This is a genomic window from Nonomuraea maheshkhaliensis (genome assembly GCF_039529435.1).
GTDB classification, from domain to species: Bacteria; Actinomycetota; Actinomycetes; order Streptosporangiales; family Streptosporangiaceae; genus Nonomuraea; species Nonomuraea maheshkhaliensis.
The window spans coordinates 38,074-63,180 of record NZ_BAAAMU010000029.1 but is presented as its reverse complement, the minus strand read 5'-3'; the positions used below and the strand labels follow the sequence as shown (position 1 = coordinate 63,180).

Sequence of the window (25,107 nt, the reverse complement as noted above, 5' to 3'; positions counted from 1 at the left end):
GGAGGTGCAGATGGACACGTCCGCGTATGTGCAGGCCGTTGCCGAGCAGACGAGGACGTTCGCCGAATGGGTGGACGGAAGGGACGCGACGGCCCCGGTGCCGACCTGTCCGAAGTGGACCTTGGCCGACCTGGTCGACCACGTCGGCGCCGTACAGCGCATGGTGGCCATGCTCGTCGGCGAGCGACTGTCCGAGCCGGACAGCGCCTACGCCCGCTACGCCCCGGCTCCGGCAGATTCGAGCCAGTGGCGCACCTGGCTGACCGAAGGGGCGGCAGAAGCGGAGCGCGCCTTCGCCTCCGTCACCGACGACACGCCGGTGTGGGACCCGTCGGGCGGCGCGGCAGGCGTGCCGTTCTGGTCACGCCGGCTGTTCGGCGAGGCCTGCGTGCACCGCGCGGACGCGGCCGCGACCCTCGGCCAGCGGTACGACCTGGCCCCGGAACTCGCCGTCGCGGCCACCGAGGACTGGCTGGCCACGATGACCTCCCGCGGCTACTGGGAAAACCGGCCCGCCTTCGCCGACGCGCTCCGCGGCAACGGCCAGACCCTGCACTTCCACGCGACCGACGCGTCGGGCGAGTGGACGGCCCGCCGCGAGCCGGACGAGGTCGCGCTGGAGCGCACCCACGCGGACGCGGACGTCGTGGTGACCGGCCCAGCCACCGACCTCCTCCTGGTCCTCAGCCGCCGCCGCCCGCCGGAGGCTTCGACCCTGGACATCCAGGGAGACCGGGCCATGTTCGACCTCTGGATCGAACACATGAACTGGGTCACCGACGCCTGACCCACCCTCGGACGAGACCACGCACTCCGACATTCAGGTGAACCGGCTACCCACCGCTTTTCGGAGCCCCTGAGCCTCGGGTTACGTCTATCCCGTCACCCAGCCACCAGGTGGAGCGCTCAGAAATGAGGCTTGTCCTCCCAGGGGCCACTTGAACTCCCGCTTCTCGTCGCCGCTGAGCGGAAGCCGATTCACGTGGAAGTACACGCTGAAAGTAAGTGACGAACGCAAGAGCGCGCGGACGATCCGATGAATGCGGTGTGGGCCGATGCCGTCCAGCCGGAAGGCGGCTGATCAGCCGAATGTGCGCACCCGCGCGGTCCGGCACGGTGTGATCGACCACGCGGACGATTCGCCACGTCCCGTGGCAGGGTGGTCGCATGACCAACTTCCCGTTCTATCGCCGCCTTTGCGACCGGGAGAACACCGGCTTTCGCAGGCTGGGCCTACTGGCCGAAGCGCAGTATGCGGCGGCGGTCCAGGACGCCCGAACGATTCTCGTCCCGGTGGCCGACCAGTTGGTGCCGGCCCTTTGCCCGATCGAGTACGCGACCGGATACGACGCCGACCGCGCACGAGAGCTGACCGCGCAAGAGAACACATTTCTCCTGTCGCTACCACCCGCATATCTCCAGCGACAACGGAAAGGGACGCTACCCACCGAGTACGCCGTGCTCGTGGAGAACGACCATCGCGACACGGATCACCTGAAGAAAGAGCTGACGGAACGCTTCCCGGGAGCCGTCGCCTGCGATTTCCCAGACCCGCGCGCCCGGGGCAGCGCCGCCTCCCTGATCGCCTACTCGGCCGCGCTCCACCGGGACCCGACCCCCCGCGCCCCGGCAGAGGCGAACGCCACAATCCTCGACGCGACCTCATTACGCGCCGACCCGCACCTGGCAGAGCAACTGTGGGCACTTTATGGCGAGCGCTTCGACTGGCTGGGCCGGCATCATCCCCTCTCCATGGAGGAGTCACAGTCCACCTTCAACGCGGCCCTCTTCCACGGCGACACCCAGACCTTGGTGACATCCGAGCAGGGCCGGCCGGTCTGCATCGGATTGTTCACGGCCGGCCTGGCCGTGTGTGACTGGCTGGCCCCGGAATTCCGCGCACATCTCGAAGACCAGGCCGTGACCGCCGATGAAAACCTGATCTATTTCTACGGCCTCGCGAGCAGCACAAAAGCCTCCGCGACGCACACCGAGGGGGTCATGGCCACCTTCGCTCAAACGCTGTGGCGCGCGGAAAAGCCATGCCGCCTCATCTTCGAGACGACCAACCTGTCCAACCGCTACATTCCCCGCCTGGTCGGAAAGTGGGTCCATGGAAGCGGGTACGGCACCATCGCCCCGGGAACGTCCGTCGAAGCACTCGCTCAGGTGGACTTCTGGTACCTCAAAGCAACCCCTTGACCACCCACTGGGGTCATGGCTCTGGGTTTCGACCGAAGCTTTTGCTGTCGCCGACGGCCAGGCCGAGCACTTCGCGGTGGCCGTCGGCGGTGATGGCGGTGGCGATGACGACAGCCATCTCGCGCCAACCCTCGATAGTAGGGCTGGCACTACCTAGAAGATGGCAGGAGTCCTCATCTTCGGCATCTGGGCCGTCTGACAGGCTGAACACATGTCGATCTTTCACTCTCGGCGCGACTTCGTCAGATTGACCGCCGGCGCTGCCGCTGGTTTGGCGTCCATTGGCATCTCAGGTACGGCACGTGCCGCAGAGCTTCCTCGGATCACACCGTTACGGATTCGCACTGCCGCCGGCATTTTCGATGCTGTCGCCGCGGGTCCGCAACGCGGCCGGAAAGTGCTCTTGCTCCACGGCTTTCCCGAGGCCGGTATCGAGTGGGAGCACCAGATACGGGCACTCGCTGCGCGTGGTTATCGAGCGGTAGCTCCTGACCAGCGGGGCTATTCGCCAGGTGTACGGCCTGCCGAGATCGAGGCATATCGGCTGGACTATGCGGTTCGGGACGTTCGGGCGATGGCTGATGCTCTGGGCTGGCGTAGGTTCGACCTTGTCGGGCACGACTGGGGCGCTGCGGTTGCATGGGTCGCCGCAGCGAAGTACGCGCGGCGGGTGCGTTCGCTGACCGCTGTTTCTGTGCCGCATCTCGGCGCGTTCGCCGAAGCACTACGAACGGATCCTGCGCAGCAGGAGGCTTCCAAGTACATGGACAACTTTCGGCAGCCCGCCCCGGGCCCCGAGGACATGATCCTCGACTCAGGGCCGCTCAAGCTGCCGGGCGTTGACCCGGCGAAGTGCGCGAAGTACTTCCGACGGCTTTCTCGGCCGGGCGCCCTGACCGCCGCTCTGAACTGGTATCGGGCCAATGATTTCGAGGGCTACGAGCAGCGGGTTTCGGTGCCGACGCTCTTCATGGCGAGCATAAAGGATCCGATGGTCGCGCCGTCGGGAGTGCAAGCGACGAAGAATTGGGTCACTGGACCATATCGGCTGGAGAACCTCAAGGGCATCGGGCACTTCATTCCCGAAGAGGCCTCTGATATCACGAACAAGCTGCTCCTCAGGCACCTTGCCTCGGTGCGTTCTTGACAGCCCACGCACCGCGGTTGGATGGCTCCGTGCGGCTGCGTGTGGGCTGCAACCGAGAGCAACTTTTGATCCTGCCGCCATGGGTGCTGCGGACAGGTGCGCTCAGGGGCTCGGCGGGATCGGGAAGCCGTTGTCCTCCGAGATCTTCCGGAGGGCACGTGCGCACGCCGAGTAGACCGGCTGGAAGTCCGCATAGTTGAACTTGACGCTGGCGTAGGGCGGCTCGCCGCAGGGCGTTCCCTCGTTCGTCCCGTGCCACCCGCACCGTCCCGCGCGGCCTTCGGTCTCAACGTTGTGGTTCTCGGGGTTGAACGGCTTGACCCAGATGATCTTATTCACGCTCATATGCCGAACGTACGCCGGGAAGGGCGAGCCGTCTGCCTATCAACCGCCAATCAGGAGCGTCACAACAACACCAGCCGCGAAGAAGAACGCTCCGCTGATGATGTTCAGCCACATACCCTGGCGGAAGGACGTTTTACCGCTCTCCTTCAGTCGGGCTTCCAACCTCGCGTCCAGCAGCTTCTCCACGGCCTGACGCTGTTCTTCATGCATCGCAGCCAGGTTCTCGGCGTGCTTCGCCTTCGCCTCCATCTCCATGGCCGTCGCGGTTCGGGCCTGAACCTCGGCCGTCAGCTCGCTGAGCAGAGTCGTCGAGCGCTTCAGGATCTCCGCCAGCTCATCCGCGCGGCTCTCGATCGTTGGAACAGCTGGTATTGCGACTTCGTCTACTTCCGCGCGCCTTTGCAGGAGACCACGGACCCACTCCGGGAGAGCGCTGAGCGCCCCGGCTGCGGCTGATCCGGCAACAAGAGCAATGATCTCTATTCCCACGGCTCAGTTAGTTGTCCCCGACAGCGACCGGAAGGGGACACACGGCTTGTCTCAGGGGCGCGAGGAGTCGAGCCCTGCCGAGAGCGGTCCAGGGGCTCAGACGGGGCCCTTCGGTTGTGGGCGCGAGGCAGGGGTCACAGGGGGCCACAGGGGTGCCACGGAGGGGGCCACGAAGTGTGGCACCCCTTCCGACCTGTAACCCCACCCCCATGCCCCCGCCCGTGGCCCCCATGGGGGTGCCACGCGATCTTGTCACGAGGCCGTCACGGCACTTGTCACGCCCGTTGTCACGGGGGCGTTGTCGCGCTGTCACGCCCCTGCTGACCTGTAACTCCCGCCCCCGACCCCCGGCCGTGACACGCGAGTTGTCACGGCTCCCTTTGGAAGGACGCGTCCGCGCGGCCGGCGCTCGCCAGCTGGCGGACATGGGGATCAGCCCGCTAGGGGAGCTGTAGCTGTACTTTGTTGCTGTGCGACATGCAAAAAGGCCACCTCCGAAGATCGGAAGTGGCCTTTTAGCTGGGTCGGGGTGGCGGGATTTGAACCCACGACCTCTTCGTCCCGAACGAAGCGCGCTGCCAAGCTGCGCTACACCCCGGTGCACGCCGTGCTGCGCGTGCTTGCAAAAGTCTAGCGGACTTCCAAGGTGGTTGTGACCGCCTTTATCGCCGCGGTACGAGGGTCAGCAGGGACGCCTCAGGGAAGCAGGCGAAGCGGGCCGGGGCGTAGGGGGAGGTGCCGAGGCCGGCCGAGACGTGGAGCCAGGCCGAGTCGTGGTGGCTCAGGCCCTTGACCCGGGCGCGGTCGATGCCGCAGTTGGTGACCAGGGCGCCGTAGAACGGGATGCAGAGCTGGCCCCCGTGCGTGTGGCCGGCGAGCAGGAGCTGGTAACCGTCGGCGGCGAAGCGGGTCATGTTGCGGGGCTCGGGCGAGTGCATGACGCCGAGCCGCAGGTCCGCGTCGGCGGGGGCCGGGCCGGCCACGAGGTCGTAGCGGTCGCGGTTGATGTGGGAGTCGTGGATGCCCGCCACGGCCACGTCGAGGTCGCCGACCTTGATGCGGGCCGTGGTGTTGTTCATGTCGAGCCAGCCCTCGGCCGCCATGCCCGCCCCGAGCTCCTCCCAGGGCAGGTTGGGCACGTGCTGGCGACGGTCGTTCTTGGAGGTGCGCCACAGGTAGCGGGCCGGGTTCTTCGGCTGCGGGGCGTAGAGGTCGTTGCTGCCGTAGACGAACAGGCCGGGGCGTGACAGCAGGGGCTCCAGGGCGTGCAGGAGCGAGGGGACGGCCTCCGGGTGAGCCAGGGAGTCGCCGGTGTTGACGACCAGGTCGGGCTCCAGGGCACCCAGGGAGCGGACCCAGTTGATCAGCATCGTCCGGCGTGGCGTCAGGTGCAGGTCGGACAGGTGGAGGACGCGTACGGGCCGCTGACCGCGCTCCAGCACGGGCACGTCGAAACGGCGCAGACGGAACCAGTTGCGCTCCACCACGGAGGCGTAGCCCAGCCCGGCCAGGCCGAGCCCGAGCATGGACAGGGGCAGTGCGACGGCTTTCCTCACGTACTCATGATGCCCGAGATCCGGCGCGAGGCGACCTGGCGGTCCGCGCAGACGGCAAGATGGAGCGCATGAGCGCATTGAAGGACAAGCTGAAGGCCGATCTGACGGCCTCGCTGAAGAGCCGGGACGAGGTACGCCTCCGGACGATCAGGATGGCACTCGCCGCGGTGAACGTCGAGGAGGTCGCCGGCAAGCAGGCCCGCGAGCTGACCGACGACGAGATCGTCAAGGTCCTGACCAAGGAGGCGAAGAAGCGGCGCGAGGCGGCGGAGGCGTTCGGCAACGCGGGGCGGGCCGAGCAGGCCCAGGCGGAGCTGGACGAGCAGGCGGTGCTGGAGGAGTACCTGCCGGCGCAGCTCTCAGACGAGGAGCTGGCCGCGCTGGTCGAGGCGGCCGTCGCCGAGACCGGAGCCTCGGGGCCGCAGGCGATGGGGCAGGTCATGAAGGCCGTCAATCCGAAGGTCGCCGGACGGGCCGAGGGCGGTCGAGTGGCGGCAGCGGTACGCGCCAAACTCTCCGCCGGGTAACACGCTCTGGCAAGTCGGGGTTCTCGGCCCACCTGGCTGGTCGGACGTGCTGCGTCGCCGGTCAACGCCGTAAACGTCCAAGGCGCGGGTCCGCGTCGGACGCGTCGCGTCGCCGGTCAACGCCGTGAGCGTTCAAGTCGCGGGTCAAGGCCGGACACGTCGAGCACTCGGCCCGTCTCGTACGCGCCGCACCCGGAGGCGCTGAGGGCCTCCCTGCGGGCCTCCGGGGCGCTCCTGGTCTCCGCCAGGTCGAGGCCTCCTCCCACCCCGTGGGCGGAGGCCTCAGCGCCTTCAGCGGACCGGTGTGATCGGGGCCGTGTCCCCGAGCGGGGCCACCGGGCCCGCGCCCCCGCCGCGACCGCGGCCGGGGCCGTCGTCGAAGCGGTCGGGGCCGCGCCCGTCGCGCGGCCCGTCCCTGTCGCCGTTGCCGAAGTCGAAGATGTCGAACGGGTCGCGCGGCCCGTCGCCGTCCTTCTTCTTGGGCGGCTTGGGCGCGCAGTTGTCGGTGCACCCGCCGAACCGCGACCGGTCCACCGAGGCGAAGTCGGCCGCCTCGACCCCCTTGAGCGCCTTGATCATGGAGTCTTTCCAGATGCGCCCGGAGATCGACGAGCCGTACACGTACGGGTAGTACCGGCCGCCGATGGTGATCCCGATCAGCTTGTGGGCCGAGGTGCCGCGCGGGTCGCCCAGGCTGACGGCGGAGGCGAGGTTGGGGGTGTAGCCGGAGAACCAGGCCGACATGTAGTCGTCGGTCGTGCCGGTCTTGCCGGCCGCGTCGCGCCCGATGCCGCCGACGTCCTGCATCGTGCCCTTGGTGAAGACGCCGGACAGGATGCCGTTGACCGCGTCGGCGACCTCCTCCTCCAGCACCTGGGAGCACTTCGGCTTGTACTGCTTGGCCTTGCCGTCCCTGTCCTTGATCTCGGTGATGGCCAGCGGCCTGCAGTATTGGCCGCGCGAGGCGAAGACCGCGTAGGAGCTGGCGATCGTGACGGGGTCGACCTCGTTGACGCCGAGCGTGAACGTCTCGACCTCCTGCAGCTTCTGGCCGTCGGCCCGCTTGACGCCGAGCTTCTTGGCCATCTTGACCACGTCGCAGAGCCCGACCTTCTGCTGCAGCTTGACGAAGAAGGTGTTGACCGAGCCCCAGGTGCCGCTCTCCAGGGTCTTGAAGCCGCCGCCGCCCTCGCTGGAGTTGCGCACGGTGTGGCTGGGGTCGCCGACGTTCTGGCCCTTGCAGTTCTTGAACGAGCTGTAGGAGCCGGCCTGGTAGCCGGACGGCGACGGGAAGCCGTCACCGTATTTGAGGCCCTCCTCCAGGGCCGCGGCGAGCGTGTAGACCTTGGCCGTCGAGCCCTGCTGGAACCCGCGGCCGCCACCGTGCGCCCCGTCGGCGACGATGTTGTAGCTCATCTCGTTCTTCTTCTTGCTGCGGCCGAACTTGCGCGAGGCGGCCATCGCCTTGATCTCGCCGGTGCCGGGGACGACCATGGCCTGCGAGGCCACGGGCTTGTCCTTGGAGCTGACGTACTTCTTGATCGCCTGCTCGGCGGCGGCCTGCATGTCGCGGTCGAGCGTGGTCTTGATCCTCAGGCCGCCGCGCTGGAGCAGCTTCCTGCGCTCTTCCTGGTTCTTGCCGAAGTCCTCGTTGTTGAGGATCTCGTACTGGACGTAGAGGCAGAAGTACGGATATTTGCTGGCCTCGCAGCCGCCGGGGACCTTGACGTCCTTCCAGCCCAGCTTCTTCGCCTTGGCTGTCGCGGCCTCCTGGACGGTGATCTTGCCGATCTCGGCCATCCGGTCCAGGACGAGGTTGCGCCGCTCCAGCAGCCGCTTGCGGGCGTCGGCGCCGACGTTGGGGTCGGTCCTCGCCGGGTTTTGCACCGCGCCGGCGAGCGTGGCGGCCTCGACCAGGTTGAGCTTGGAGGCGGGCTTGTCGAAGAAGCGCTTGGCCGCCGCCTGCACCCCGTGGGCGCCCGCGCCGAAGTAGGCGATGTTCAGATATTTCTCAAGAATCTGGTTCTTGGTGTACTTCTTCTCGATCGCCATCGCGTAACGCAGCTCGCTCAGCTTGCGCGACACCGTGGGGGCGATGGCCGCGGCCTGCTCCTCGGGCGTCTCGGCCGCGTTGACCAGCACCTGCTTGACGTACTGCTGGGTGATCGACGAGCCACCCTGCATCACGCCGCCGCTCGTGAGGTTTTTCACGAGCGCTCTCGCCGTTCCCTCCACATCGATCGGCCCGTGCTGGTAGAAACGGAAGTCCTCGATCGCGATCAGCGCGGTCTGCATGATCGGGGCGACCTGGTCGAGGCGGACGACCTGCCGGTTCTCGAAGTAGAACTGCGCGATCTGCTTGCCATCGGCGTCGTACAGTTCGGTGCGCTCGGGCAGAGGAGGTTCGTCGAGGTTTTCGGGCTTGAGGTTGAGCCCTTCGACCGCGGTCTTCGTGGACATGCCCGCTCCGCCGATCGCCGGCAGAGCCACTGCGGCAGCGAGCACCCCCGCGGCGGCCCCGGCGATGACGAGCCGCAGGACGTTGAGTACGGGGTTAGAGCGATCTTTGCGCTGCGCTTGCACGGTACCAAGGGTACGTCGAAAGACTGACCTATCCGGTAGCACGACACCATTTCGCCTTGACTGACGGGGGTGACTAGTCATTCCCGGTCAAGACTGCTGCGAGAAATTGGTCCTCTGGGGTCTGTCGGCCCGAACGTCTAGTTGCGTACGTTCTCCCTGCGGCAATTGAATACGGAGGCTCGGCGCCCGCGCCCGTCGGCCCCAAATGACGACTGACCACCTAAGGGGAGTGGGGTCGAACAATGTGGATCACGGATTGGACCTCCCGTGCCGCCTGTAAGGGTGCGGATCCGGATGCCCTGTTCGTGCAGGGCGCCGCGCAGAACAGAGCCAAGCTCATCTGCCGGGGTTGCCCGGTCCGTACCGAATGCCTCGCCGATGCACTGGACAATCGCATCGAGTTCGGGGTGTGGGGCGGTATGACCGAACGGGAACGACGTGCGCTGCTTCGACGGCGACCTGACGTGGACTCGTGGCGCGAGCTGCTCGAGTCCGCCAAGGAAGAGTACGAACGAACCAACGAGCTGATCGCGGGCTGACCCCAGCCCGGCGACCGTCGTACGGCCGGCGCCGCACGCCGGCCGTACTTCTATGCGGTCGCCAGCAGAGTCCCGATCTGTCGTAGACCCGACAGGTCGTGGACGTCCTCGGACATGGCGCGAACCTGGACCACGGGCACCGTGGGGTGAGCCGAGACGAAATGCTCCTGCTCGCGGCTCTCACGAGCGGCGAGTTGCATCCGCCCGGCGTGCAGCCGCAGCACGGCGGCGGTGAACTCGTGCTCGCCCCTCGACTCAAGGTCCTCCGCGGCGGCGGCGCTGCGGGCCGCCGAGAGCGCCGGGGCGGGAGATTCGTGCACCCGGTTGACCACCAGGCCGGCCAGGGGCATGCGCTCCTCGGCCAGGCGCTCGACGAAGTAGGACGCCTCGCGCATCGCATCGCGCTCGGGCGCGGCCACCACCACGAAGGCCGTGCCCGGGGCCTGGAGCAGCCGGTACGTCATCTCGGCCCGCTGCCTGAACCCACCGAACACGGCGTCGAGCGCGGACACGAACGTCTGCAGGTCCTTGATCACCTGGGCGCCGAGCAGTTTGGTCATCGCCCCGGCCATCAACCCGAACCCGGCGTTGAGCAGCCGGAACGCACTGCGCCCTCCGGCCTTGGCCGGAGCGGTCAGCAGCTTGATGAACCGGCCGTCGAGGAAGCGCCCGAGCCGCTCGGGCGCGTCGAGGAAGTCGAGCGCCGAGCGCGAGGGCGGCGTGTCGACGATGATCAGGTCCCACTCGTCCGAGCGGCGGAGCTGGCCGAGCTTCTCCATCGCCATGTACTCCTGCGTGCCGCTGAAGCTGGAGGACAGGGACTGGTAGAAGGGGTTCGACAGGATCTGCCTGGCCCGCTCGGGGTCGGCGTGCGCCTCGATGATCTCGTCGAACGTACGCTTCATGTCGAGCATCATGGCGTAGAGCTGGCCGTCGCCCTCGGGCGAGCTGACCAGGCGCGGGGTGTTGTCCAGCTCGGTCAGCCCCATCGACTGCGCCAGCCGTCTGGCCGGGTCGACGGTCAGCACGACCGCGCACCTGCCGCGTTCCGCGGCCCGCAGGCCGAGCGCCGCGGCGGTCGTGGTCTTGCCCACCCCGCCGGCGCCGCAGCAGACGATGATCCTGGTGCCGGGGTCGTCGAGGATCGCGTCGACGTCGAGTCTGGCGGGCTTCTTCACGCTGCTCCCTGGGTGCGCATGCTCTCGGCGAGCTCGTACAGGCCGGCCAGGTCGACGCCGTCGGCGAGCAGGGGCAGCTCGTAGCTCTTCAGCCCGGCCCCGGCCAGCGTCTCGCGCTCGGCGCGCTCCAGCTCGGTGCGGCGGGCGTGCTCGACGACCTCCTCGGCGAGCGCCTCGGCCAGCGCGGTGGCCTGCGCGCCGTCGGCCACGCCGCTCGCCTTGAGCCCGAGCACGAGCTCTCCGGCGTCGAATCCGCCCTTGACAGCCGTGTCAAGAGTCGCCTTCGGCAGCAGCGACTCGCGCACCATGTTGATGAAGACGCCCCCGGCCGGCAGGCCCGCGGCGCGCAGTTCGGCCAGGCCGTCGAGCGTCTCCTGCACCGGCATCTCCTCCAGGAGGGTGACGAAGTGCACGGCCGTCTCGGGCGACTTGACCACGCCGCTGACCAGGTCGGAGTGGTTCTTGATCGGCCCGACCCTGGCCAGGCCCGCCACCTCCTGGGTGACGTTCAGAAAGCGCGTGATGCGGCCGGTGGGCGGCGCGTCGAGCACGACCGCGTCGTAGATCCTGCGGCCGTTCCTGCCGCGCCTGCGCACCGCCTCGGTGGTCTTGCCGGTCACGAGGACGTCGCGGAAGCCCGGGGCCACGGTGGTGGCGAAGTCGACGATGCCCATCTTGGTCAGCGCCCGCCCGGCCCTGCGCATCCCGTAGAACATCTCCATGTATTCGAGCATGGCCTCTTCTGGATCGATGGCCAGCGCGTAGACGTCGCCGCCCGAGGGCGCGACCGCGATCTTGCGCTCCTCGTACGGGAGCGGCGGCAGATCGAAGATCTGCGCGATGCCCTGCCGGCCCTCCACCTCGACGAGCAGCACCTTGCGGCCGCCCGAGGCGAGGGCGAGAGCGAGCGCGGCGGCCACGGTCGTCTTGCCGGTGCCGCCCTTGCCGGTGACGACGTGGAGTCGTACGTCGGTCCAGTCCGTGTCCGGAGAGTCCACGTCTCGAGGCTACCGAACGGTCACTTGTCGTAAGCCGACGACCATCCTTTGAGATTGCTCACACTAATCTGATCCCCATGAAGAAATGGGAGTACCTCACAGCCCCCCTGCTGATCCACAACACGAAGATGATTCTCGACAACTTCGGGGCCGACGGCTGGGAGCTGGTCCAGATCGTCCAGGGCGCCACGCCCGAGCAGCTCGTCGCCTACTTCAAGAGGGAGAAGCAGTGACGCCCGAGCAGAAGATCCAGGAGCTGGGGTTCACGCTGCCCGAGCCGGTCAAGCCGGTGGGCTCCTACCTGCCCACCGTCCGTACGGGCGACCTCGTCTACACCTCCGGCCAGGTGCCGATGCTGGAGGGCAAGCTGCACCAGACCGGCAAGCTCGGCGTCGACCTGGGCGTCGACGAGGGCAGGGCGCAGGCCCGCATCTGCGTGCTCAACGCGCTGGCGGCGCTGAAGGGCGAGCTGGGCGACCTGTCGAAGGTGCGGCGGATCGTCAAGGTCGTGGTCTTCGTGGCCAGCGCGCCCGACTTCACCGAGCAGCCCCAGGTGGCCAACGGGGCCAGCGACCTGCTCGCCGAGGTCTTCGGCGACCAGGGCAAGCATGCGCGCAGCGCGGTGGGGGTGGCCGCGCTCCCGCTCGACGCGCCGGTCGAGGTGGAGCTGATCGCCGAAGTCGGCTAAGTGGGCATATGTCACCATGACCGAGTGATGTTCTAGGAGGAGGTCATGTGACTGGATTGCCGCTTCCAGCCGAGCTAGCCGCCCGGGCCCGGGACGTCCTGGCCGGGCGCGTGCAGCCGGTGCCGGCGCGGGACGCCGCCACGGTGGTGCTCCTGCGCCCGGGGCCGGAGGTCTACCTGCTGCGGCGCAAGGCCACGATGGCCTTCGCCGCGGGCGCGTACGTCTTCCCCGGCGGCTCCGTCGACGCCCGCGACACCGACCAGGCCGTGGCCTGGGCCGGGCCGTCCCCGGCCGAGTGGGGTGAGCGCTTCCGCGCCGACGAGCGGCTGGCCAGGGGGCTCGTGTGCGCGGCCGTACGCGAGACGTTCGAGGAGTCGGGCGTGCTCCTGGCAGGCCCAGGGCCCGGCTCCGTGGTGGCCGACACCACCGGGGACGACTGGGAGGCCGACCGGCTGGCGCTGATCGACCGTAGCCTCGCCTTCGCCGAGTTCCTCGCCCGGCGCGGCCTGGTGCTCAGGTCCGACCTGCTCAAGCCGTGGGCCCACTGGATCACGCCCGAGATCGAGCACCGGCGCTTCGACACCCGCTTCTTCGTCGCCGTGCTGCCCGAGGGCCAGCGCACGCGCGACGTGGGCGGCGAGGCCGACCAGGTGGTCTGGCAGCGGCCCGGCGCGGCGATCGAGCTGGCGCACAAGGGGGAGATCTTCCTGATGCCGCCGACGTACACGACGCTGAGCGAGCTGAGCGCGTACGACGGCGTCGCCGGCGTGCTGGCCGAGCACCGGGAGATCGAGACGATCATGCCGCGGGCCGTGGAGATCGACGGCGAAATGCGATTGGTGACGAGATGAGCGGGCTGCACATCCCGATCGACACGCCCGACGGATCCCGTACGACGCACGCTGAAAACCTGCTCGCCCCCAACCCGTCGCCGATGACCCTCGACGGCACCAACACCTGGGTGATCGGGGCCGGCGACGAGGTGATCGTCGTGGACCCGGGCCCCGAGGACGAGTCGCACCTGCGCCGCGTGGCCGGGCACCTGGGGGAGCGCCGGGTCACCCAGATCCTGCTCACCCACGGCCATTTCGACCACAGCGGCGGAGCCAAGCGCTTCGCGGAGCTGGTCGGCGCGCCCGTGCGCGCCCTCGACCCGCGCCACCGGCTGGGCGACGAGGGGCTCGCCGACGGCGACGTGGTGACCGTGGCCGGTCTGGAGCTCCACGTGTACGGCACCCCTGGCCACTCGTTCGACTCGCTGTGCTTCTGGCTGCCCGCGGACCGGGCGATGCTGACCGGCGACACGATCCTCGGCAGGGGCACCACGATCATCGCCCGCGACGGCGGCCTGGCCGACTATCTGCGCAGCCTCGACCGGCTGAGGGCGGCGGCCGAGAGCCTGGACGCGCGGGTGCTGCTGCCGGGACACGGCCCGGTGCTGCCCGACCCGATCGGCGCGCTCGACGGCTACATCGCGCACCGGCGGCAGCGGCTCGACCAGATCAGGGCGGCCAGGCAGCAGGGAGCGAAGACGCCGCGCCAGATCGTCAAGATCGTGTACGCCGATGTCGACCGCTCGCTCTGGCCGGCCGCCGAGATGTCGGTGGCGGCCCAGCTCGACTATCTGGACCGGTTGTAGAGCCGGTCGATGTCGAGGATCACCACGGCCTTGGCCTCGATGCGCAGCCAGCCGCGCTGCGCGAAGTCGGCCAGCGCCTTGTTGACCGTCTCCCGCGAGGCGCCGACGAGCTGGGCCAGCTCCTCCTGGGTCAGGTCGTGGTGGACCCGCGTGCCGTCGTCGGTCTTGGTGCCGAACCGCTCGGCCAGGTCGAGCAGCTGCTTGGCCACCCGTCCAGGCACGTCGGTGAAGACCAGGTCGGCCAGCACGTCGTTGGTGCGCCGCAGCCGCTGCGCGAGCGCGCGCAGCAGGTGGAGCGCCACCTCGGGCCGGCCCGTCAGCCAGGGCCGCAAATCGTCGTGGCCGAGGCCGGCCAGGCGCACCTCGGTGAGCGCCGTCGCCGTCGCCGTACGCGGCCGCGGGTCGAACAGCGACAGCTCGCCGAACATCTCGCTCGGCCCCAGCACGCTCAGCAGGTTTTCGCGCCCGTCCGGGGAGGTGCGGGAGAGCTTGATCTTGCCTTCCAGCACGACGTAGAGCCGGTCGCCCGTCTCGTTCTCGTGGAAGAGCGTCTGCCCCTTGGACAGCTGGACCTCGGTGATGCTCGTGCGCAGCGCCGCGGCGCTCTCGCGGTCCAGCGCGGCGAACAGGGGGGCCTTGCCCAGCACATCTTCGGTGTTCACTCTGCCTCCTCTGCTGCCATTGTGACTCACCCCACTCCGGGCGGCACACACAGGTTATGGGAATGCCGGAGTGTTCACGGCATGCCCGGTGCGTGGCATCCCGGGGGAAACGTACAGGATGGCCGTGCCCGTTCTGTGACCGGCACCGAACCGTCTCAACCGGCGGCGCGTGACCGTCTCATCCGGCGGTACGCGGCAGTCTCAGCCGGCGGTGCGCAGCAGGCCGTCCACCGAGGCCACCGCCGCGGACATCGTGCGGCTGAGCAGCACGCGCAGCACGTCCACGGACTTCGGGCGGGAGGCGGGGTCGGGGTGGCGGCAGCGCTCGATCGCGATGCGCAGCGCGGGCGTCAGCGCGGCGGTGTCGCCGTGCTCGGCGCCGGTCGCGGCGAAGACCACCAGGTCGGCCCAGTCGCGTACGTCCCGCGCCTCACGCAGGTCGTCGCCGTCGCAGTCGTCGCCGGTCCGCCAGCCGATGAGCACCTGTCCGCGCGTTCCGAGCGCCACGCTCTCGGGGCTGAGCCGTAGCCCCGCGGTGCCGTGCGCGTGCAGCTTGGCCATGGCCGCCACACAGCTCACGGCCAGCCGGTGCAGCGCCTGGCCGCTCAACGGCCCACCGGTCCTGACGAACTCCGCCAGCGTCGCTCCCTGATCGCCCACGGCCGACCCCCTTTCACGCGTCAGGTTGTACGCTGCCGAGGTCGTCCTGGGTTCAACAGCCGGCCAAAGCTTCTACTCTTGCCGCATGGCGACGAACGCGGCGGGGCGCAAGCCGGAGACCCAGCTCGCACTGGTGCGGCGCGCGCGCAAGATGAACCGCATCCTGGCGGAGACCTACCCTGACGCCCACTGCGAGCTCGACTTCAGCACCCCGTTGGAGCTGCTGATCGCGACCATCCTGTCCGCCCAGTGCACGGACAAGCGCGTCAACATGGTCACCCCCACCCTCTTCGCGAAATATCCCACGGTGGAGGACTATGCGGCCGCCGACCGTTCGGAGATGGAAGAGATCATCCGCTCGACCGGCTTCTTCCGCGCGAAGACCAACAGCATCATCGGCATGGCCCAGGCCGTCTGCGAGCGCTACGGCGGCGAGGTCCCCGGCAAGCTGAAAGACCTGGTCACGCTGCCGGGAGTGGGCCGCAAGACGGCCAACGTGGTGCTCGGCAACGCCTTCGGCGTGCCGGGGCTGACCGTCGACACCCACTTCCAGCGGCTCGTGCGCCGCTTCGGCTGGACCGAGGAGACCGACCCGGTCAAGATCGAGCACGTCGTGGCCGAGTTGCTGCCCAAGCGCGAGTGGACGATCTTCTCCCACCGGGTGATCTGGCACGGCCGCCGCATCTGCCACGCCCGCCGGCCGGCGTGCGGCGTGTGCCCGCTGGCCGCGCTCTGCCCCTCGTACGGGACCGGCCCCACGTCCGCCGCCCAGGCGGAGAAACTCGTCAGACCCGGCCCCTTCTCCTGAACGCGGGAAGTCATCGGGGGCCCCGCGTGTTGGAGGTTTCGTGACTCAAGTGCCCGACTGGCTGGAGACCCTGGCGGCGCAAGCGCAGCGGATCGACGTGCCCCGCATCCTCCGGCCACCAGCCGGGCGCGGGCGCTCCGCCGCGGTGCTGATGTTGTTCGGCGATGGTCCCAACGGGCCCGACGTGCTGCTGATCCAGCGCAGCACACGCGGGCGCAGGCACGCCGGCCAGCCGGCCTTCCCCGGCGGCGGCGTCGATCCCGAGGACGCGGGGCCCGTCGAGGCGGCGCTGCGGGAGACCGAGGAGGAGACCGGGGCCGATCCGGGCGGGGTGCACGTGCTGTGCACGATGCCCGAGCTCTACCTGACCCACAGCGACAACCGGGTCACCCCCGTGATCGCCTGGTGGCGCGAGCCTTCGGCCGTGCACGCCGCCTCGCCCGACGAGGTCGACTCCGTCGAGCGGGTGCCGATCGCCGAACTGGTCGATCCGGCCAACCGCGTCATGCTCCGGCATCCGAGGGGCACGGCCGGGCCGGCGTTCCGGGTGCGCGGCATGCTGGTGTGGGGGTTCACCGCGATGCTGCTCGACACGGTGCTGCGGGAGGGCGGGCTCGAACAGCCCTGGGACCCTGACCAGGTCGAGGACCTGCCGCCCGAGGTCGTCGCGCTCGCCGCACGCGGCTGATCAGTGAGCTGATCGCAGCGCTCAGTGGGCGGATCGCAGCGCCACCCCGAGCGCGGCCCAGCCGGCCACGTCGGCGTCGCTGTCGCAGGCCAGCGCCCGCAGCGTCTCCAGCCCCGCCCGGTCGGGCGGCTCGCCGAGCACGTGCTGCAGCGCGTACGCGGCCCCGTACCTGACCCTGGCGTCCTGATGACCCGCGAGGTCGATCACCGACGGCAGCGAGCGCGGATCGGCCAGATGCCCGAACGCGATCAGCACCGAGTAGAGCACCATCGCGTCGTCCTCGCTGGCGGCCAGGTAGCGCAGCACCGGCAGCGTACGGTCCGCGAAGGGCCGCAACATGCCCATGATGTCCACGCCGAGCAGCCGCTCGGCGACGCTGTCCGCGGCGCACAACCGCCGCGCCTCGATGAAGGACTCCAGGTCGCCGCGCTGGCGCAGCAAGGAGATCACGTGCCAGCGCAGGGGACCGTCGGGATCGGTGTCGCCCAGAGCTGCCTGGATGAGATCGTGCACTGTTCCCTCGTCCGGCGGCATACCGCTCAAGATAGCCAGCAGGGTGACGCCGTCCTGATCGAAGACGTGCACACTTGACCGTATCGCTGGTTACCTTTGAAGCGTGCGCGGTGATCTGCTTGACCTCATCTTGATCGGCCTCGTGATCGCCTTCGGCATCTCGGGTTACCGGCAGGGTTTCATCATCGGGGCGATGAGCTTCGTGGGGTTCGTGGGCGGGGCCGTGCTGGGCGTCTTCATCGCGCCCCCGATCTCCAAGGCCGTCGTCGACGGCGACACGCCGCAGGCGCTGCTGGCCATCGTGATCGTCTTCCTGGCCGCGACCATCGGCCAGTTCGCCTCCTCGACGCTCGGCGCCGTCGTGCGCAGCCACGTCACGTGGGAGCCGGCCAAGGTCGCCGACGCGGTGGGCGGCACGTTCGCCAGCGCGCTGTCGGTGCTGGTCATCGCCTGGCTGATCGGCTCGCTGATCGTCTCGACGTCGTTCAGCCCCCTGGTCGACCAGGTGAAGAACTCCGCGCTGCTGACCACGGTCGACGACGCCATCCCGCAGGGCGCGCGCAACTGGCAGCAGCCGTTCAAGAAGTTCATCGACCGCTCGGAGTTCCCGCCCGTCTTCGACGCGATCGGCGCGGGGCAGCTCATCGACGTGCAGCCGCCCGACCAGAGCGTGCTCCAGGGGCCCAACCTGCGGCGCGCCCGCCGCGCGATCGTCAAGGTCCAGGGCAACGCGGAGAGCTGCAACAAGCACATCGAGGGCACCGGCTTCGTCTACGCCCCCGGGCGGATCATGACCAACGCCCACGTGGTCGCCGGCGTCACCCGCGACCTCCAGGTCATCGACTCGGAAAACGTCCGCCACAACGCCACCGTGGTGCGCTACAACCCGCGCCGCGACATCGCCGTCCTCTACGTGCCCGGCCTCAACCTGCCGCAGCTCAACTTCGACGGCGACGGCAGCCGCGGCGACAGCGCGATCATCGCCGGCTTCCCCAAGGGCAAGGGGTTCACCGCCGAGCCGGCCAGGATCGGCGGCCAGCTCGACGCCGAGGGCCCCGACATCTACCGCGAGAACACCGTGCGCAGGAAGGTCTACGCGATCAGGGGCCAGGTGCTGCCGGGCAACTCCGGCGGGCCGCTGCTCACGGTCAGCGGGCGGGTCTACGGAGTGATCTTCGCCGCCGCGATCAACGAGGAGCAGACCGGCTACGTGCTGACGGCGGAAGAGGTCGCTCCCGACGCCTCGGCGGGCCGCAACGACACCAGCCCGGCCAGCACGCAGGAGTGCGACTAGGGAAGTTTGCTCAGGATGAGCGCGATGGCCTCGCCGGGGTCGCTGTCCTGCGTCAGCCCTGAGGCCGCCTTGCCGACGGGGTCGTACGCGCCGCCGTACGACTGCGCCCTCGCCGCCCCCCGGCTGAACAGCGTCACCGCGCCGCGCCCGTTGCCGCGCTGCAGATGCGTCAGCCCGACGCAGATCTGCGCGAGCCCCTGCCACAGCTCGCGCTCCTCCTCGGGCGCGCACTTCCAGCGGCCCTCGAACACCTCGTGCGCGTTGAACGGCAGGCCCTCTTGCAGGAAGCGGCGGCCGTCGGCGAGCGCCTGCTCGGTGGTGGGGGCGTACTCGTCGGGGACCCGGGGCAGGCCGGGGGAGCCGTAGGGGAGCGGCCTGCCGTACGCGTCGCGCGGTCTGGCGTTGCGCGGCCTGCCCTCGGGATCGCGATCTCTCATCGGTCGGGCTCCGGATCGTTCAGCCAGCCGAGCAGCTCGGTGTCGAACACGTCGGGGATCTCCTCATGGGGGAAGTGGCCGGCTCCTTCGAGCAGCCGCCACCGGTAGGGTGCCGCCACGTAGCGGCTCGAACCCTGCGCCGTACGGGGCAGGACGCTCGGGTCGAGCGCCCCGTGCAGGTGGAGTGTGGGGGCCTCGACCTCCGTACGCATCGCCCTGGCGTAGCGGCGGCCGTCGGGACGCAGCTGGGAGCGGCCGAACCAGCGGTGATACTCCAGCGCCGAGTGCGCGACCGCCGGGATCCTGAACGCCTCCCGGTATGTGCGCGACTCCTCCGGCTCCGGCCAGCCCGGCCGCGACCAGGTGTCGAGCAGCCGGCCGACCAGCGCCGCGTCATGGCGGGTGAGCCGGCGCTCGGGCAGCAGCGGAAGCTGGAAGCCGAGCCTGCGCCCGCTCACCTTGAGCTGCCCGAAGGGGTCGGTCAGCAGCGCGTTGCGCAGCCGCAGCGGATGGGGCGCCGACACGACGACCAGCCGGCGCACGCACTTGGGGTCGAGCACGGCCATCGTCCAGGCCAGCAACCCGCCCCAGTCGTGGCCCACCACGATCGCCCCGGTCTCGCCCAGCGCCCTGATCAGCCCGGTCGCGTCGGCGGCCAGCGTGGGCAGGTCGTAGCCGCGCGGCGGCTTGTCGCTGCCGCCGTAGCCGCGCAGGTCGGCCGCCACCGCCCGGAACCCGGCCCCGGCCAGCGAGGTCAGCTGGTGCCGCCAGGTCCACCAGAACTGCGGGAACCCGTGCAGCAGCAGCACCAGCGGCCCCTCACCGGCCTCCACGACGTGGAACCTGGTGCCGCCCGCGTGGACCGCGCGGTGCGTCCACGGCCCCTGGATCTCTACGACCGACTCGTCAGGTGCCATCGCGGGTCACCGGCTCGCGATCCGGGTCGAGCGCCGGCAGCGCCTGCTCGTCAGGCGTGGCGATCTCCTTGAGCCCCTTGATCGACCTGGCGGTGCGCTTCATCCCGGCCAGGCCCTTGAGCCTGCGGATCCCGATGAAGACCAGCAGACCCGCGACCAGCAGGTAGAACACGGTCACGATGAGGAAGGCGAGCCAGGTGGGCATGACCTGGGCCAGCGCGTACGCGATCGTGAACGAGGCGAGGATCAGGCACAGGTGCGCCATGAAGGCGGCGGCGGCGAACAGCCCGCCGGCCATGCCGACCCGTTTGGCGTCGAACCTGAACTCGGCCTTGGCCAGCTCGATCTCCGAGCGGATCAAGGACGAGATGTGGCTGCTCGCCTGGGCGACCAGCGAGCCCAGCGATTCTTCTTCCTCGGGGTTCTGCGGCATGAACGTCTCCTATCGGGGCTCGGTGGCCGTGTCAAACATCATCCAGCGTGATGCGGCGCGTACTGACAGCCGGGCACCGCCGAACTTATCTGGCACGAGTCCTGCCGGCACTCTCAGAACTACCCGATGGAATGAGATCACGCCCGGGCTCGACCCGGCGGGCATGACCATGAGGGGGCCGAGGCTTTCCCGCTGGGTGTGTCGTACGTCTCTCGGGCGCGGTTCCGGCCTGGGGCGGGGTGGCTTCCGGATACTTCCGGCATGCCCCGTATCCACGGAAGCCCCACGTCCCGAAATATCGGGACATGGGGCCTCCGTGGGGTTTGTCGCTAGTCCTCCGCCTTGGCGGAGGGGAGCTTCTCCGAGATGAGGTTCATCACCGTGCTGTCGGCCAGCGTGGTGACGTCGCCGATGCTGCGGTTTTCAGCCACGTCGCGCAGGAGGCGACGCATGATCTTGCCGGACCGGGTCTTGGGCAGCTCGGGCACCACCAGGATCTGGCGCGGCTTGGCGATCGGGCCGAGCGTCTTGGCCACGTGGTTGCGCAGGTCGGTGGCGATGTCGTCGCTCTCCTCCGCCGAGCCGCGCAGGATGACGAACGACACGATGGCCTGGCCGGTCACCGGGTCGGTCGCGCCCACGACGGCCGCCTCGGCCACCTTCGGATGGCTGACCAGCGCGCTCTCCACCTCCGTGGTGGAGATGTTGTGGCCGGAGACCAGCATGACGTCGTCGACCCGGCCGAGCAGCCACAGGTCGCCGTCGTCGTCCTTCTTGGCGCCGTCGCCGGGGAAGTACATCCCGTCGAAACGGCTCCAGTAGGTGTCGATGTAGCGCTGGTCGTCGCCCCAGATGGTGCGCAGCATCGACGGCCACGGCTCGCGTACGACGAGGAAGCCGCCGCCGCCGTTGGGCACGCTGTTGCCCTGGTCGTCCACCACGTCGGCGCTGATGCCCGGCAGCGGGCGCATGGCCGCGCCCGGCTTGGCCGAGGTCACGCCGGGCAGCGGGCTGATCATGATCGCGCCGGTCTCGGTCTGCCACCAGGTGTCGACGACGGGGCAGCGGTCGCCGCCGATGTGCTCGCGGTACCAGACGTACGCCTCGGGATTGATCGGCTCACCGACGGAGCCCAGGACCCGCAGGCTGGACATGTCGTACTTGGCGGGGATGTCGTCGCCCCACTTCATGAACGTCCGGATCGCCGTCGGCGCCGTGTAGAGCAGCGTGACCTGGTACTTCTGCACGATCTCCCAGAAGCGGCCGCGGTGCGGCGTGTCCGGGGTGCCCTCGTAGATGACGCTGGTGGCGCCGTTGGCCAGCGGGCCGTACACGATGTAGGAGTGACCGGTCACCCAGCCGATGTCGGCCGTGCACCAGTAGATGTCGCTGTCCGGCTTGAGGTCGAAGACCGCGTTGTGGGTGTAGGCCGTCTGCGTCAGGTATCCGCCGGTGGTGTGCAGGATGCCCTTCGGCTTACCGGTCGTGCCGCTGGTGTAGAGGATGTACAGCGGGTCCTCGGCGTCGTGGGGCTCGGCGGTGTGCTCCTCGCTCTGGCGCTCCACCACGTCGTGCCACCACACGTCCTTGTCGCCGGCGGCGACGTCCTGGCCGGTGCGGCGTACGACGAGGACGTGCTCGACCTGCGGGCACTCGGCGACGGCCTCGTCCACGGTCGGCTTGAGTGCTGACGGCTTGCCCCTGCGGTAGCCGCCGTCGGCCGTGATGACCAGCTTGGCGTCGGCGTCGTCGATCCGGCTCTTCAGCGCGGTGGCCGAGAACCCGCCGAACACCACCGAGTGGATCGCCCCGAGCCGGGCGCAGGCCAGCATGGCGATCGGCAGCTCGGGGATCATCGGCATGTAGATCGCGACCCGGTCGCCCTTGCGCACGCCCAGCTCCAGCAGGGCGTTCGTGGCCTTGTTCACCTCACGCTGGAGGTCGGCGTACGTGAGCGTGCGGGTGTCGCCCTCGGGCTCGCCCTCCCAGTGGTAGGCGACCTTCTCGCCGCGCCCCTCCTCCACATGGCGGTCGACGCAGTTGTAGGCGACGTTGAGCTCACCGCCGATGAACCACTTGGCGAACGGAGGATTCCACTCGAGCGTCGTGTCCCAGCGCTTGGTCCATGTCAGCCGGTCGGCCGCCTGCTCCCAGAAGGCCAGGCGGTCCGCGGTGGCCTCGGCGTACGCGGCCGAGGTCACGTTCGCGGCGGCCGCCAGCTCAGCCGGTGGCGCGAACCGGCGATTCTCCTTCAGCAGGTTGGACAGCGCCTGGGTCTCGTTACCAGCGGGCTCCGGGGCCACCTCATGCTCCTTCTATGGCCAGATTGGACAGGTTCGTGTCCCACTTCACCAGCTCACGGCCTCCGTACACAAGAGGTCTAGACAGGTCTGTACCGTGTGTACGGGCCGGGCGCGATCTTATCCAGGTGAATGACAAACGCTATTGAAACGTTGTCATCTCGAAATGGAGCTATGTCGTGCGGCGCGTTATGGGCGGATGATCGATAGTCGTACGCGGACAATCCTCCGGCGGGCGGGGGCCCAATTCCCCGGTTTCCCGGGCGCCGGGCATGAGCGCCGGCTCCGCCACTGACAGCCACCACCCGTGGCGGCCCGCCCGGTCCTACCCATGGGTAAGGTCGAGTCTCGTGAGTGACCCCTTGGCCGTGATCGCCCAGTTCCCCGGTGTGCAAGATGCGGTGGACGAGGCCCGCCGGGCGGTGGACCGGCTCTACCGCCACCGTGTACTGCGCCGCGCCAGCCCCGCCGTCTCCACGGAGTCGTCCCTGCGCGGGGCCCGCGCCTCGGCGGCCATCGAAGGCGTGGACGTGCCGCTCGACGCGCTGCGCCGCGACGAGACGCACGACCCGCTCGTCCAGGGGGCGCTGCGGGCCTCGGCCGAGATGGGACGCCTGGGCTCGACCTGGCGTTCCGCGCCCAGACAGGTGCTGGCCAGGCTGCACGCGGTGGCCGCGGCCGGCCTCGCGCCCCAGGACTCGCTCGGCCGCCCCCGCTCGCTCGACGAGGCCCCCGACCCCCTCTCCCTGGGCCCCGCGCCCTCCGCCGCGGACGCCGCGAGCCGCATGGAGGGCCTGCTCGGGCTGCTCGAACAGCCCACGAAGGCGCCCGCCGTGGTGCTGGCCGCCGTGGTGCACGCCGAGCTGGCGGTGCTGCGGCCGTTCGGCACGGCGGACGGGATCGTGGCCCGCTCGGCCGGGCGGCTGACGCTGGTGGAGTACGGGCTCGATCCGAAGTCGCTGGTGGCGGTGGAGGTGGGGCATCTGGAGCTGCCCTACGGGGAGGCGCTGCGGGCGTACCTGAGCGGGACGCCGGAGGGGGTGGCGGCCTGGGTACAACACTGTGCCTCTGCGGTAACCCTGGGAGTGCGCGAGACGACTGCGATCTGTGAGGCCATGCAGAGAGGCTGACCGGGCGCGGCTCGCCGGTGCGCTTGGGATTGGGCGCTTGGGAGCGTTTGGGAGCGCTTGAGAGCTTGGACGCTTGGGCCTGAAGCCGGGCCTAAAGGAAGAAATCTGACACAGCTGACGGCGTCTCAGTCATGAGACGCCGTCTGCAGTGCATCACACCGGGTTACCAAGCGTGCACCTTCATCCGTCGGAGCGGGTCAAGCCCGTCACGACGCGCCTCCCGCGGCTGGTCGCGCGTGGGTGCCCGGCTGATGCACCCGGACATGTAGTCCGGTGACACCTTTCTACGTCGGATTCGCCCTGATGGGAACCCCTCGGGTCAAGACCTTTACCCGCCTAGGGGCTCTCGCCTCCTGGGCGGGGGTCGAAGGCGCTCACGGGGGTCGGTTATCAAGCCGTGACGATCACTCTCCGTGACCGTCTTTATGTGATCGTTATGGCGTTACGAAAAAACTTGGCGAAAATACGAGATTGCTCCTCGACGAAACTTGAGTGGATCGGGCAGCATACGGGGGTATCGCCAGAAACTGGAGCGAGGGTGCGGGGGATACCTTTGCGAGTCCCTTGCCAGGCTCCGGTGTAGTGATGAAAGCTTTCTTCTGAAACGGGACCGGCTCTACCCCCCCGGAGCCGGACCGATCAGGCGACCCCCGCTCTCCCCCCCGGCGGGGGTCGCCCCTTTTCCCCACCGTCCGCCCGCCTCGGCCCTGCCCTTCTCGGGCTGCTTCCCGCGGTCTGCGGTCTGCTCCCTGAGGTCTGCTTCTCCCTGAGATTCGCTTCGTACGGCCTGCTGCCTACGGGCCTGCTTGCTTACGGGCCTGCTTGCTTACGGGCCTGCTTGCTTACGGGCCTGCATGCCTACGGGCCTGCGGTCTGCCCCATGCCTTCTACGGCCTGCCTCTGCGGTCTATGTGGCCTGCCCTCTGCGGCCTGCTCCTACGGGTCTGCGGTCTGCTTTCTCCGGCCCGCTTTCTCCTACTTGGTCACTGCGGCTTACTCCCTGCGGCTAGCGACCTGCTCCTACTCCTGCTTCCTGCGGTCGTACATGTAGCCCCGACCGCCGCCCTCCGGCGCGCCTGCCCGCGCGATCATCCGGGCGCGGTCTCCTGACCTCCTCGCCACGCTGCCGTCACCGTCTCCCACAAGGAGCGTCCACTTCCAGCACGGTCGTGCCCGTGGCCTTCCACGCCTCCCTCGGGATCGACTGGGCGCCCCCACCCGAGCCATGCCTCGGGGAGCACCGCGCGCCAGCCCAGACAGATGCGGCACCGTCGCTCAGCACAAGTGCCGCACTACTAGCTCAGGCATGCCGCACCGCCCGCGCCGATTCGCACGTCGTCCTGAGCCGCTTTCCACGCACGATCACCTTCACCC

The 25,107-nt window shown here is 69.1% G+C and carries 26 protein-coding genes, 1 tRNA gene and 1 pseudogene; 13 read left to right on the top strand and 15 right to left on the bottom strand.

Annotated features, from left to right (window positions below):
* Positions 1-10 precede the first annotated feature (10 nt).
* Positions 11-787 (top strand): maleylpyruvate isomerase family mycothiol-dependent enzyme, encoded by a 777-nt coding sequence (locus ABFX54_RS21205; RefSeq protein ID WP_346107262.1) that lies wholly within the window; start codon positions 11-13, stop codon positions 785-787.
* Between the two features lie 380 nt (positions 788-1,167).
* Complete coding sequence (locus ABFX54_RS21200) at positions 1,168-2,202, top strand: hypothetical protein (RefSeq protein ID WP_346107260.1); 1,035 nt, start codon at positions 1,168-1,170, stop codon at positions 2,200-2,202.
* Between the two features lie 40 nt (positions 2,203-2,242).
* Here ABFX54_RS21200 and ABFX54_RS21195 read toward each other — a convergent pair.
* Positions 2,243-2,317 (bottom strand): annotated as a pseudogene (locus tag ABFX54_RS21195) (transposase); the annotation flags it as partial.
* A 96-nt stretch (positions 2,318-2,413) separates the two neighbouring features.
* Here ABFX54_RS21195 and ABFX54_RS21190 point away from each other — a divergent pair.
* Complete coding sequence (locus ABFX54_RS21190) at positions 2,414-3,349, top strand: alpha/beta fold hydrolase (RefSeq protein WP_346107256.1); 936 nt, start codon at positions 2,414-2,416, stop codon at positions 3,347-3,349.
* Between the two features lie 102 nt (positions 3,350-3,451).
* Here the strand turns inward: ABFX54_RS21190 and ABFX54_RS21185 are convergent, their stop codons facing one another.
* From ABFX54_RS21185 to ABFX54_RS21170, 4 genes are all read right to left on the bottom strand, one after another.
* Complete coding sequence (locus ABFX54_RS21185; protein WP_346107254.1) at positions 3,452-3,694, bottom strand: hypothetical protein; 243 nt, start codon at positions 3,692-3,694, stop codon at positions 3,452-3,454.
* Positions 3,695-3,733: 39 nt separating this feature from the next.
* Positions 3,734-4,183, bottom strand: a complete 450-nt coding sequence (locus ABFX54_RS21180; RefSeq protein ID WP_346107253.1) for a hypothetical protein — start codon at positions 4,181-4,183, stop codon at positions 3,734-3,736.
* 524 nt (positions 4,184-4,707) lie between these two features.
* Positions 4,708-4,781, bottom strand: a tRNA-Pro gene (locus ABFX54_RS21175).
* Between the two features lie 64 nt (positions 4,782-4,845).
* Positions 4,846-5,709: a metallophosphoesterase gene (locus ABFX54_RS21170; protein ID WP_346107327.1), complete on the bottom strand. Its 864-nt coding sequence runs from the start codon at positions 5,707-5,709 to the stop codon at positions 4,846-4,848.
* 98 nt (positions 5,710-5,807) lie between these two features.
* Between ABFX54_RS21170 and ABFX54_RS21165 the strand changes: the two genes are divergently transcribed.
* Entirely contained in the window at positions 5,808-6,266 is a 459-nt protein-coding gene (locus ABFX54_RS21165) for a GatB/YqeY domain-containing protein (protein ID WP_346107251.1), read from the top strand.
* A gap of 291 nt (positions 6,267-6,557) precedes the next feature.
* Here ABFX54_RS21165 and ABFX54_RS21160 read toward each other — a convergent pair whose 3' ends face one another.
* Positions 6,558-8,849, bottom strand: coding sequence for a transglycosylase domain-containing protein (locus ABFX54_RS21160; RefSeq protein WP_346107249.1), 2,292 nt, complete (start codon positions 8,847-8,849; stop codon positions 6,558-6,560).
* Between the two features lie 242 nt (positions 8,850-9,091).
* Between ABFX54_RS21160 and ABFX54_RS21155 the strand changes: the two genes are divergently transcribed.
* Positions 9,092-9,388: a WhiB family transcriptional regulator gene (locus ABFX54_RS21155; protein ID WP_020542548.1), complete on the top strand. Its 297-nt coding sequence runs from the start codon at positions 9,092-9,094 to the stop codon at positions 9,386-9,388.
* Between the two features lie 50 nt (positions 9,389-9,438).
* Here the strand turns inward: ABFX54_RS21155 and bagB are convergent, their stop codons facing one another.
* The gene (bagB, locus tag ABFX54_RS21150) at positions 9,439-10,566 is read right to left on the bottom strand and encodes an ATPase BagB (RefSeq protein WP_346107246.1); all 1,128 of its coding nucleotides are present in this window, start codon (positions 10,564-10,566) and stop codon (positions 9,439-9,441) included.
* On the bottom strand, positions 10,563-11,564 hold the full coding sequence (bagA, locus tag ABFX54_RS21145) for an ATPase BagA (RefSeq protein ID WP_346107245.1): 1,002 nt from the start codon (positions 11,562-11,564) through the stop codon (positions 10,563-10,565). Before bagA ends, bagB begins: the two co-directional genes overlap by 4 nt.
* Positions 11,565-11,641: 77 nt before the next feature.
* On the opposite strand from bagA, the gene sp36 reads away from it, so the two are divergent.
* The 4 genes from sp36 to ABFX54_RS21125 are packed head-to-tail and all read left to right on the top strand — an operon-like array spanning position 11,642 to position 13,891.
* Complete coding sequence (gene sp36 / locus ABFX54_RS21140; protein WP_132612464.1) at positions 11,642-11,797, top strand: Sp36 family protein; 156 nt, start codon at positions 11,642-11,644, stop codon at positions 11,795-11,797.
* On the top strand, positions 11,794-12,252 hold the full coding sequence (locus ABFX54_RS21135; RefSeq protein WP_346107244.1) for a RidA family protein: 459 nt from the start codon (positions 11,794-11,796) through the stop codon (positions 12,250-12,252). Before sp36 ends, ABFX54_RS21135 begins: the two co-directional genes overlap by 4 nt.
* A gap of 56 nt (positions 12,253-12,308) precedes the next feature.
* A complete protein-coding gene (locus tag ABFX54_RS21130; protein ID WP_346107325.1) occupies positions 12,309-13,103 on the top strand; it encodes an NUDIX hydrolase in 795 nt (264 codons plus the stop codon).
* Complete coding sequence (locus tag ABFX54_RS21125; RefSeq protein ID WP_346107242.1) at positions 13,100-13,891, top strand: MBL fold metallo-hydrolase; 792 nt, start codon at positions 13,100-13,102, stop codon at positions 13,889-13,891. Before ABFX54_RS21130 ends, ABFX54_RS21125 begins: the two co-directional genes overlap by 4 nt.
* Here ABFX54_RS21125 and ABFX54_RS21120 read toward each other — a convergent pair.
* Positions 13,873-14,553 carry a Crp/Fnr family transcriptional regulator gene (locus tag ABFX54_RS21120; protein WP_106241107.1) on the bottom strand — a complete coding sequence of 227 codons (681 nt, stop codon included), beginning with the start codon at positions 14,551-14,553 and terminating at the stop codon, positions 13,873-13,875. The genes ABFX54_RS21125 and ABFX54_RS21120 overlap by 19 nt on opposite strands.
* 201 nt (positions 14,554-14,754) lie before the next feature.
* Positions 14,755-15,213 carry a hypothetical protein gene (locus ABFX54_RS21115; protein WP_346107240.1) on the bottom strand — a complete coding sequence of 153 codons (459 nt, stop codon included), beginning with the start codon at positions 15,211-15,213 and terminating at the stop codon, positions 14,755-14,757.
* An 85-nt stretch (positions 15,214-15,298) separates the two neighbouring features.
* Between ABFX54_RS21115 and nth the strand changes: the two genes are divergently transcribed.
* Positions 15,299-16,021, top strand: a complete 723-nt coding sequence (nth, locus tag ABFX54_RS21110) for an endonuclease III (RefSeq protein ID WP_346107238.1) — start codon at positions 15,299-15,301, stop codon at positions 16,019-16,021.
* A gap of 40 nt (positions 16,022-16,061) precedes the next feature.
* Positions 16,062-16,709 (top strand): NUDIX hydrolase, encoded by a 648-nt coding sequence (locus ABFX54_RS21105; RefSeq protein ID WP_346107236.1) that lies wholly within the window; start codon positions 16,062-16,064, stop codon positions 16,707-16,709.
* A 21-nt stretch (positions 16,710-16,730) separates the two neighbouring features.
* On the opposite strand, the gene ABFX54_RS21100 is transcribed toward ABFX54_RS21105, so the two are convergent.
* On the bottom strand, positions 16,731-17,243 hold the full coding sequence (locus ABFX54_RS21100) for a HEAT repeat domain-containing protein (protein ID WP_346107234.1): 513 nt from the start codon (positions 17,241-17,243) through the stop codon (positions 16,731-16,733).
* 82 nt (positions 17,244-17,325) lie between these two features.
* On the opposite strand from ABFX54_RS21100, the gene ABFX54_RS21095 reads away from it, so the two are divergent.
* Positions 17,326-18,516, top strand: coding sequence for a MarP family serine protease (locus ABFX54_RS21095; RefSeq protein ID WP_346107232.1), 1,191 nt, complete (start codon positions 17,326-17,328; stop codon positions 18,514-18,516).
* On the opposite strand, the gene ABFX54_RS21090 is transcribed toward ABFX54_RS21095, so the two are convergent.
* From ABFX54_RS21090 to acs, 4 genes are all read right to left on the bottom strand, one after another.
* Positions 18,513-18,953 (bottom strand): DUF309 domain-containing protein, encoded by a 441-nt coding sequence (locus ABFX54_RS21090; RefSeq protein WP_346107230.1) that lies wholly within the window; start codon positions 18,951-18,953, stop codon positions 18,513-18,515. The two genes, ABFX54_RS21095 and ABFX54_RS21090, sit on opposite strands and share 4 nt — an antisense overlap.
* The gene (locus ABFX54_RS21085) at positions 18,950-19,870 is read right to left on the bottom strand and encodes an alpha/beta fold hydrolase (RefSeq protein ID WP_346107228.1); all 921 of its coding nucleotides are present in this window, start codon (positions 19,868-19,870) and stop codon (positions 18,950-18,952) included. Before ABFX54_RS21085 ends, ABFX54_RS21090 begins: the two co-directional genes overlap by 4 nt.
* Positions 19,860-20,303, bottom strand: a complete 444-nt coding sequence (locus ABFX54_RS21080) for a phage holin family protein (protein WP_346107226.1) — start codon at positions 20,301-20,303, stop codon at positions 19,860-19,862. Before ABFX54_RS21080 ends, ABFX54_RS21085 begins: the two co-directional genes overlap by 11 nt.
* A 329-nt stretch (positions 20,304-20,632) precedes the next feature.
* Complete coding sequence (gene acs, locus ABFX54_RS21075; protein WP_346107224.1) at positions 20,633-22,606, bottom strand: acetate--CoA ligase; 1,974 nt, start codon at positions 22,604-22,606, stop codon at positions 20,633-20,635.
* Between the two features lie 347 nt (positions 22,607-22,953).
* On the opposite strand from acs, the gene ABFX54_RS21070 reads away from it, so the two are divergent.
* Positions 22,954-23,733, top strand: a complete 780-nt coding sequence (locus ABFX54_RS21070) for a Fic family protein (protein ID WP_346107222.1) — start codon at positions 22,954-22,956, stop codon at positions 23,731-23,733.
* Positions 23,734-25,107: the final 1,374 nt, after the last annotated feature.